7 protein-coding genes and 1 pseudogene are annotated in these 9950 nt (G+C 33.2%); 5 read left to right on the forward strand and 3 right to left on the reverse strand.

Translation table 11 applies throughout. From position 1 onward, the window contains the following. Position 1 precedes the first annotated feature (1 nt). The 4 genes from RIB54_RS17720 to RIB54_RS17735 are packed head-to-tail and all read left to right on the forward strand — an operon-like array spanning position 2 to position 4673. Positions 2–595, forward strand: a complete 594-nt coding sequence (locus tag RIB54_RS17720; protein WP_350102130.1) for a hypothetical protein — start codon at positions 2–4, stop codon at positions 593–595. Next, positions 592–3480: a PAS domain S-box protein gene (locus tag RIB54_RS17725; protein ID WP_350102131.1), complete on the forward strand. Its 2889-nt coding sequence runs from the start codon at positions 592–594 to the stop codon at positions 3478–3480. The genes RIB54_RS17720 and RIB54_RS17725 overlap by 4 nt, the downstream gene beginning before the upstream one ends. Further along, positions 3477–4295: a CheR family methyltransferase gene (locus RIB54_RS17730; RefSeq protein WP_350102132.1), complete on the forward strand. Its 819-nt coding sequence runs from the start codon at positions 3477–3479 to the stop codon at positions 4293–4295. The genes RIB54_RS17725 and RIB54_RS17730 overlap by 4 nt, the downstream gene beginning before the upstream one ends. A gap of 6 nt (positions 4296–4301) precedes the next feature. After that, entirely contained in the window at positions 4302–4673 is a 372-nt protein-coding gene (locus RIB54_RS17735) for a DUF533 domain-containing protein (RefSeq protein WP_350102133.1), read from the forward strand. Here RIB54_RS17735 and RIB54_RS17740 read toward each other — a convergent pair. Both RIB54_RS17740 and RIB54_RS17745 read right to left on the reverse strand, forming a co-directional pair. After that, entirely contained in the window at positions 4668–8558 is a 3891-nt protein-coding gene (locus RIB54_RS17740; protein WP_350102134.1) for a PAS domain S-box protein, read from the reverse strand. The genes RIB54_RS17735 and RIB54_RS17740 overlap by 6 nt on opposite strands. 16 nt (positions 8559–8574) lie before the next feature. Further along, complete coding sequence (locus tag RIB54_RS17745) at positions 8575–8952, reverse strand: response regulator (protein ID WP_350102135.1); 378 nt, start codon at positions 8950–8952, stop codon at positions 8575–8577. 213 nt (positions 8953–9165) lie between these two features. Between RIB54_RS17745 and RIB54_RS17750 the strand changes: the two genes are divergently transcribed. After that, positions 9166–9579, forward strand: a complete 414-nt coding sequence (locus RIB54_RS17750) for a BLUF domain-containing protein (RefSeq protein ID WP_350102137.1) — start codon at positions 9166–9168, stop codon at positions 9577–9579. Here RIB54_RS17750 and RIB54_RS17755 read toward each other — a convergent pair. Next, positions 9572–9799: pseudogene (locus RIB54_RS17755) on the reverse strand (sensor histidine kinase); the annotation flags it as partial. The gene RIB54_RS17750 and the pseudogene RIB54_RS17755 sit on opposite strands and share 8 nt — an antisense overlap. Between the last annotated feature and the right edge of the window lie 151 nt (positions 9800–9950).

Below are 9950 nucleotides of genomic sequence, written 5' to 3' on the forward strand. Positions count from 1 at the left end.
TATGGCATCAATAACGGTCAATGAAAAAAAATTAATGAGTAAAATAATCAATCATGGTTATAATCATGCTGCAAAGTCATTTTCTTCCATGACAGGTCAAAAGGTAACAATAGAAGGTTCGGAGGTAGAACTATGCTCTAAGCATGATTACCTCAAGGATAATTTGGATCATTTGAAAAATATAACTGTTTTACAAACAGACGTGATTGGGCAAATACAAGGAGCTAGCTATTTGATTTTTAATGAACAAGAAAAAATAACTGTATCAGAAATGACGTCAGCCGCATTTGGGCCTAATTCAAAACTAGAGGATGATGTAATTCTAATGGAAATTGATAACATCATCTCCGCGGCTGTAATAACGGAATTATCAAACTCTTTAAAACTATCTATCTATGGTGATGTGCCTCAACTTTATCAGCTAAAAGATATCCATGATTTCCACAAATATATCAATGAAGGAAATAGTGACTATTACCTACTAACTCGTACCAAATTCATATTCGAGAACCACACAAGCATCTCACCTATTTTCATCTGGAAAATGGATAAAATGTTGATTGAATTTGTGAACGCTACAAGCCTTAAAATATGAGAAGATTAAAATCATTAAATACTAAGGATGCAGTGCTGGCAATACTTTTTGCTGTCTCCGCACTACTGTTAATCGTTGAATTAATCTTTATTGACCAAGAATGGGTGAGAGTAGGTTTAGTCTTGGCAATGATAGGTTTTGCATTTTTTTTAATTCTCAATTTATCAAACAGAATTTCTATAATATCTGCCTACGCTTCAGAGGTTGATCGTAATGTACTTCCTAAAAACCTTAAAGCATATGAAAAGGAAAAGGCAGTACAAAAATTGAATTCAATCTATTATAAGATTAATGAAATAACGGATTTTGTCAACAATCTAGGAACAAAGGAATATGAGTTCAAGCATGTTGGTGCAGATGACGAAATAGGCAAGATGCTAAAAGAACTTGCCAAAAAACAAAGTAAATATATAGAGGATGAAAGGCGAAGAAACTGGAAAAATGAAGGACTGGCAAAATTTAGTGAATTGCTGAGAATGGATGAAAAAAGCCTTACAGACCTAAGTTTTACAATACTCAGTAATCTGGTGCATTATGTAGGCGCAAATCAAGGTGGTTTCTTTATTGAAAATGAAGATGATGGTGGAAGATATATGAATCTTACAGCTTGCTATGCGTATGACCGAAAGAAGTTTGTTGAATCAAAGGTTGAGGTGGGGCAAGGATTACTTGGGCAAGTTATGTTGGAGAAGGAAATGATTATGATTACTGACGTTCCTTCAGACTTTGTCACCATAACTTCAGGTCTTGGAGAAGCCACTCCAAATGTTATTCTTATTTTACCATTAATAGTAAATGACAAATTTTATGGAGCCATAGAAATGGCATCCTTTCAAATTTTCGAAGATTATCAGATCGAATTTTTAAATGATGTAGCGGAAAATATAGCCTCTACTGTGGCTGCAGTAAAAGTGAATGAGCAAACGAGTGATCTACTAAAACAGTCGCAAAATATGGCTCAGGAATTACAGTCAAGAGAGGAGGAAATGAGGCAGAACATGGAAGAACTTCAAGCTACTCAAGAAGAAATGGAAAGAAACAAGGTGGAGCTTGATGGCATATTTGGCGCCTTAAATAGCTCGCAAGGTCTTGTTGAATTCGATACCAAAGGTAACATATTAGTGGCCAATGAAATGATTGGGAGCATGCTTGGGTATACATCCAGTGAGCTTAAAGAACTACCACACCTATTACTTCCTAAAAGTAAAGAGTCAGATTTTTGGAGCAAGTTAGAACACGGGAATGATATCCAATTAGAATTAAATGTAAGACATAAGAATGGCCATTCAATTTGGTTAAGTGCGAATTACTCTCCTGTAGTTGATAAGAATGATGATTTTAAAAAGGTATTGACTTTGTTTCTCAATATCACAGCAAGGAAGGAAAGAGAAAGGGAATTCGAGAAGCTTTCACTCGTAGCAGATAATACAAATAATGCAGTAATCATTACCGATAAAGATCAAAGGATAGAATACGTCAATCATGGTTTTACAAGACTGACAAAATATACTCATGAGGAAGTCGTTGGGAAGAAGCCGGGTAAAATGCTTCAAGGACCAGATACAGACAAAGAAACAGTATCACGGATTAGAAATAAAATTGCTGAAGGAGAAGCTCTTTATGAGGAGATACTGAATTATGATAAATATGGTAATAGTTATTGGATTTCAATAGCTATCAATCCTGTTTATGATAGCTTGGGTGAAATTGACAAGTACATTTCGGTACAGGCGGACATTACCGAGACTAAAATGAAGGCTCTTGACTTTCAAAACAAACTTGAAGCCATAGATAGGTCTAATGCAGTAATTGAGTTTGATATGCAAGGAACTATACTGACTGCTAATGACAATTTTCTAAAGATAGTTGGTTACGAGCGAGAGGAAATTGTAGATAAGCATCATAGCATATTCCTTACCAAGGAAGATGCTGAAAAGGAAGAATACAGTCGCCTTTGGGAAACTCTAAACAGAGGAGAATTTATCAATCATGAATTTAAGCGGATTGATAAGTTCAATAATCAAATCTGGCTAAGGGGTATATATAACCCCTTGCTAGATATTAATGGCAGACCTTTTAAAGTAGTAAAATTCGCTACCGACATCACTAAGGAAAAGCAGCTTTTTATCCAAACTGCAAAGCAAAGCAAAGAGCTAAGCAGCCATTTAGAAACTCTCAACAAGACTATTGCCACATTAGAGTTTGATGCAAGTGGAACGATAACTTCTGCAAATCAGGTATATCTGGATATTTCGGGGTATTCTCTTGATGACCTTGTTGGTAATAATTATGATGTTTTACTAACTGAAGAAGAAAGGCAAAAGCCGCAAAATCAAATGATGTGGCAAAGTCTTATGGAAGGGCATTTTTTTACAGGCCAGTTTAAACAAAAATCTAAAGAAGAAAAGGATTTGTGGCTGTTGGGCACATTTAATCCGGTACTAAGTGACAGAAACGAAATAGAATCGATCAAAATGTTTGCTCAGTTTAATACGTTGGAAAAGGAGAAAGAAATAGACAACGCCAAAATTTTAGGCATTTATAATAGTGTGTTGCCTGTAATAGAATTGGACAGCAATGGTTTATGTAAGAAAGCCAATGAGTACTTCCATTCTGAATTTGGGCTTTCTCGTTTAGAGCTACGAAACAAATCAATTAACCAAGTATTTGAAGTTGATTTTTCCACCACTCGCTTTAATGAAATTATTGGAGAACTGATAAAGGGCCAAGTAATTGAGGAGCTTGTATCTCATGTTTCGGATGAAGGAAATATTAAAATATTCAGGGCAATTTTTAATCCTATCAGAAAAAAGCAGGGAGAATTGAGTCGCATTCTCTTAGTACTTATTGATAAGGAAATGATTGTTAAAATAAGTCCGCAATGATAGAAATAAGTGATGAAGAAGTAAATTCTCTTACAGCAGCCATAATGAAAAGGCATGGCATCGATTTTACTTGCTACGAGCCAAAATCATTAAAACGCAGAGTACTCAGGGCTATGACTGTTTTTAAGTTAACCTCTATCCACGAGTTGTGGATTAAAATTTTGAAAGAGGTTGACTTTGTACACCCTTTTATTAATGAACTCTCTGTTGGTTTAACTTCTATGTTTCGTGATCCAACCTTCTGGCTAAGCCTGAGCAAAAGCCTGCCGACCATTGTTGCTGAGAAAGGAAGAATAAATGTATGGCACGCTGGCTGCTCAACAGGTGAAGAAGTCTATACCATGAATATACTTATCCATGAATTAGGCTTAGAAGGTAAGGTAAGGTCATTTGCATCAGACATGAATACTGAAGCATTGGCTCAGGCTAAAAGTGGAGGGTATCATATTCTAAAGCTTGCAGAATATGAACATAATTATAAAAAATTTAATGAGCGAGGCTCCTTAAGTAGTTATTACAAAAAGGAAGACAAATTTGGATTTATGGACTCATCACTTATTACGAATGTAAGGTTTGAGATGAGCAACTTAATTACAGACACCAACCCTAATAAATATGACATCATTTTCTGTAGAAATGTGATGATCTATTTTGACAGCGGAGCTAAAAGATTGGTACTCGATAAATTTTATCAAAACCTAAAACCGGGAGGGCTTCTAATAATAGGATTTTTTGATGCATTAGTACCAATTATAGATAAGGAGAAATTTGAATTTTATGATTTGAACCAGAAAATATTTAGAAGAATAAATTAAACAATTATGGACGAAACAATAAAAAGAAGGCTAAATATTCTCATATATCTGGCCAAGGTGGATGGTAAATTTCACAAGTCTGAAAAGAAACTTCTTCAAGATTTTGTTAAGGAGCATAATTTGGATCCGGATGAGTTCAAATCTCTGATGAACAATCCTGAAAAAATGGAGACTGAGAAAATTATTGACAAGGCCGAAATGATGTATTTAGCCCTGAAGGTAATAAACGCGGACAAACATCTTGATGAAAGAGAAATTGAATTCTGTAAGGAGCTTGCCCAAAAGCTAGGCATTAAACCAGAATTTGTAAAACACTTTGCGAATAGGAATTTAAGTAGAGCTTACTTTGATGAAGAAATTGTTAATTGGTATTTATAATTTTGTATTAATTGCTTCAATTATTATAATAACTTTTCTTTTAATTCGACAGATGTTATCTGCCAATTGAATTGAAGAATTATTAGAGGTAAATGTTTCATCTAGTAATTCTTCAAATTCTGAAAATTGTAACTGACCGATAATTGAACGTATTTTATGAGCCTCTTTATTTATTAAATCTAAATCGTCATTTGAATTATAATCTTCTAAAACTTCCAGGAAGTTGTACATGTCAGATTTAAATACCTCATAAAAGTCAGCTAATTTCTTGGGACTATTTTTAAATGTATTTTCATAAAATGAAAAGGAAAACAAATATGGTATTGGTCTCAAATAACTATTTAAAATATTTATTAGTTGTTTTGTAACTAATGGTTTTGTTAATAGGTCATCCATGCCAGAATGCATCATGAGTTTCTTGTTTTTTTTACTTGTATCTGCGGTGAAACCAATGATGGGGATGTTACTGTAGAATGAGTTGCCTTTTCTGATTTCTTTCGTTATTTCAAATCCATCTTTCCCAGGTAATTGGATATCCATTATTATAAGATCAAATCTTCGACTGTTTAGCAAATTCAGAGCTTCTATTTCATTACCAGCAATCGCACAGGATATCCCCAAGTCTTCAAGGACATTTTGCATTACAAATTGATTTGTCAAAACATCTTCTACATAAAGGACATGTTGATCATTGAATTTCTCAGAAATTAACCCCTCCTTTGAATTACCTTTTAAAGCTATATGTTCTTTAGATTTTCGGAGTGGGAGTAAAACTACAAAGGTAGAACCTTCATTTAACCGACTTTCTAAATGCAATTCACCTCCCAGCAATGCTACCAGACTTTTTACTATGGAAAGACCTAGCCCAGTTCCAGTTTCACCAGAAGATGACATTTTAGATTGGCTAAAGGCATCAAATATTTTATCTTGATCGGCTTTATCTATCCCGCAGCCTGTGTCTGAAACTGACAATACCAGTGTCTGTTTGTCTGTGGTTATTGACTCTAGCTCTAAGGTCACATTGATTGAACCTGCATCAGTAAATTTAATAGCATTGTTTATCAGGTTATTTAATATTTGCTTTAATCTTGTTTTATCTGTTTCTATAAGTGAAGGAACGTTTTTGTCAATATTGTAATTCAGGCTAATTTTTTTATCCAGAGATTGTTTTTTATATAGCAGAATAGTTTCTGGAATTAATTCTCTAACATTTATTGAGGTATAAATGATATCAACTTTATTGGCTTGAATTTTTGAATAATCTAAAATATCTGTCAGCAGATTCATTAAATGATCTGCTGATTGATTTAAAGTATTTACTATTGCCAGCTCGTCTGTATTTTTTATTTTTTTTGTAAGTAGTTCGCTTAAACTTATAATACCATTTAAAGGAGTTCTGATCTCATGGCTCATTATTGAAAGAAATTCATTCTTTACGTTTAAAGCTTCATTTGCCTTATCTCGAGCCCTTTGAAGCTCAATTTCCTTTAATTCTTTTTCTTTAACTTTTTTGTCTAATTCCAAAGCCAGTTTGCGATATTCTTCCTCATTCTTTCTTAATTTTTCTTCTTGTTTCTTTAGTTCTGTAATATCTACAAACGAGGCTTGCCTCCCAATAAATCCATCATATTTTATGTTTTTAACCGATAATTGACATGTTATAATCTCTCCATTTTTTTTAAGACAATCAATCGTAAATGTATCTTTAACCAGCTTGCCTTCCTGTACTTTTTTGTATCGATCATGAAGGAAAGGTCTGTACTCCTTGGTAACATGATCAAACATAGATTTTGTGTTAAACTCTTCGAGATCAGAGTAACCAAACATTTCTAACAAGGCCGAATTAACAAAAATTACATTATCCTTAAGAGCAATCGAAATTCCTAAATTAGTGGATTCGATTACGGATCTGTAATTTTCCTCGCTCTCATTTAGCCTTTTTATCGTGTCATTTAATTCACTTGTTCGGGCTGTTACTAACTCCTCAAGTCTTTCTTGCTCATTTTCTAATAAGGTTTTTAAAATTTCCTGATCTGTTACGTCACTGGCGGTTCCATAGCTCTTAATTGCTTTACCATTATCATCATATATTGATTTGCCTCGTTGGCGTATATATAGGATTTTATTCTCCTCAGTTACAATTCTGTGAATAAAGTCCAGAGGCTCTTGATTTTTTATATGATTTAAAAATTGTTTCTTAAAATTATCTTTGTCTTTTTCATGAACATAAGTTGCCAGTAATTCATTAGAGGGTTGAACATTGCTTTTTTCTAGACTTAATGTATTAAAAACCTGATCTGACCAATACAGATTGTCTTTTTCATAATCATATTCCCAGTTTCCTGTTTTCCCAATTTCTTGAGCTTCTATTAACCTTTTTTCATTCTTGATTAATTCTGCCTGCTGCTTCTTAGATTCTGTAATATCTTTGCTTACAGTTGCCAAAGCCTCAGGTTCACCATCATCGTTTCTCAACAAGAAAATATCAAATAAAACGTCTATTTTTTCACCATTACCTTTAATGAATTTAGATTCACCTGACCATCTTCCTTTTTCCATTACGGTCGGTAATACAATTTCTTCAACCTTATCCTGTTCTTCAGGAGCAATATGTTCAATAAATTTAAATTTTTTTGACATGTCAATATTCAAAGACTCGACACCAGCAGAATTTACGTATATGACAAATCCTTCTAAATCAGCTATACCAATGATAACATTTGCTGATTCAACAATTTGAGCCAGACTATTTCGATGTTTTTCTTTTTTTGTTTTCTCTGTAATATCGATGCAATAACCCGTCATTCCAATTGGCTGACCATTGGTATTCCGAATTAAAGCAAGGTGTAACTCTGTTGGGATCCGCACACCATTTTTGTTAATTGTAACCGTTTCCACATTATTCTTTCCAAGTTTTATAAGTGGATCAATAATGTCATTTTGCATGGAGTCATGTTTATCTTCGGGGTAAAGTACTGAAATATGTTGACCAAGAAGTTCACTTTTTTGATATTCGTAAAAGTGAACGGCACTTTGGTTCATATAATTGATTTTACCCTGCATATCAACATTAATGATACATTGCTGGGCCTGTTCCAGTAGCTGATTTTGCTGCAGTAGTTTTTTTTCATTGACTTTAAGTGCGGTAATATCATTGCCAATTGAAAGCATTTCTTCAAACTCCCCGAGCTCATTAAATTGCGGATAATTGCCCCAACTCACCCAAACTTTGGTGCCATCTTTCTTAACATTCTCATTTTCCCTTGATCCGAAAGTCGATGGGTTTGAAAAGGCCTCCTTGACCATTTCAGTTAGATCATTTCCGTCAGAGTCAAATTCAGGAACAATAGTACCTACAACATTTTGGCCTATTAATTCATTTTCCTTTAACTGAAAAAAGTTAAGTGCATAATTATTTGCAAATACAATATTGGCATCCTTATTAATTCTTAATATGATGCTATTGGCATTTTCAACTACCTGGCGATACATTCTTTCGCTTTCGATGAGCTTTGATTCAACCTCCTTTTCATGTGAAATATCTAGAGAAATCATCATTGCACCTATGGCTTCTTCATCTTTAATAATCGGAATTATTGTAGCACGGTAAACAACAGTTATTCCATTTAATGAAACTGTTGACTCATAGGAATATTCTTTCTTTTCATCAAAGGATTTTCGAGTGATTTCAGAGACCCTTTTACATTCAATTGGGTCTAATTGTAAGTCCATTAGATATTTACCAACAATGTCATCTTTTGTTAAACCTGGAAAAGGATGATTCACTTCCAGTATTATCCAATCTTTGTCTATAACAACAACAATGTGCTGTTCTGAATTAAAAAGGGTATTATATTTTAATGAATTAAATTCAGCTAGATCCAAAGTTAGAATATTAGTTTTAGTAGTTAAGAATGTTTGCCTCCAACAGAATTAATCTTTTATTGAAATCTTCAAAATCAAAGTCCTTATAGAAGATTTCATCAAACCCTATTTCATGTGCCTTAGAAGCTATTTCAGAGCTTCTGTCCATTGTCATAAGAATTAGTTTTGTATTTAAGGATTGACACTTTATTTCTTTTCCAAGCTCAAGGCCTGATTCTAAACCAATTTCCAAATCAATAAAGTAAAAATCGATATTATCTTCTTTTAAGTTTTTTAAAGCATCCCCTATATTAGAATACTGAGCAACAATATCAAATTTTGGGTAGTTTTCTAAAATCGCGGAAAATGTCATTCTGAAAAGTTTATGATCATCAACGAGTCCAGTTCTAATCATAGTTATAATAAAAGTCTAAATCTTATAATATACGTAATTCCTATTTACATTAATACAAACTTGATAATCAGTTTATTATGAAATATACTCGAATGAAATTAATTGTTCCAATTTTATTACATAAATGGGTATTAGTAACTAGAAGAGTTTAAGTATAAAGTCTAAAAGTATATCAAATGTTTAGGAAGATATTTGAAAACTAAATTATTAAACATGATTTCCAATTTACTTTATATCAGCAATAGAAACAAAAATTGTACAGACCTTGAAATAGCTAGAATATTGGAGTCTTGTCAAAGAAATAATAAAGGATTAGATATTACTGGTGTTTTGCTTTACTCATATACTCACTTTGTGCAGTACTTGGAAGGTGAATATAAAACCATAATTGAACTTTATGACAAAATAAGGACAGATGAACGACACCGAAATGTGGCTATGATAACTACAGGTCAAATAGATAAAAGAATTTTTCCGAGCTGGCAAATGGGTGCCAAAAAGGTAGAATCATCAGAAATTAAATTTGATACAGATATTTCTGAAAATGATGTACAAATCTTTAATGAAACGATCAATGGCTATGGAGACAACAAAGCTATTGATTTAATGAAAAAGTTTTTTAAATAGGATTAAATGCAATTGACCGTATATCCCTAGGTATAGTAACACAGAATGTGCTTCCTTTTCCGAGTTGACTTTTACAGAGAATTGAGCCCCCAATTAATTCAACATATTTTTTAGTAATGGATAGTCCTAATCCCGTACTTGATTCATTGCCAGTAGGCTTTGGAGTAAGTGTTTGATTTTGTTTGAATAAGTTTAATTGGTCTTCCTTAGACAGTCCTGGGCCTTCATCTAGAGACTGTAAATTAAACTCTGTCTAAGAAGATTTTAACAATTAACTTAGATAGACAATGACACAAGAAGAGATTGACCAATTACAGAGCAAAGCACTTGCTCAGTTCAAGTCAGGCAAATCCCTATTCGGTAAGGATGGT

The sequence above is a fragment of the Fulvivirga sp. genome (assembly GCF_040218215.1).
Lineage (GTDB): Bacteria > Bacteroidota > Bacteroidia > Cytophagales > Cyclobacteriaceae > Fulvivirga.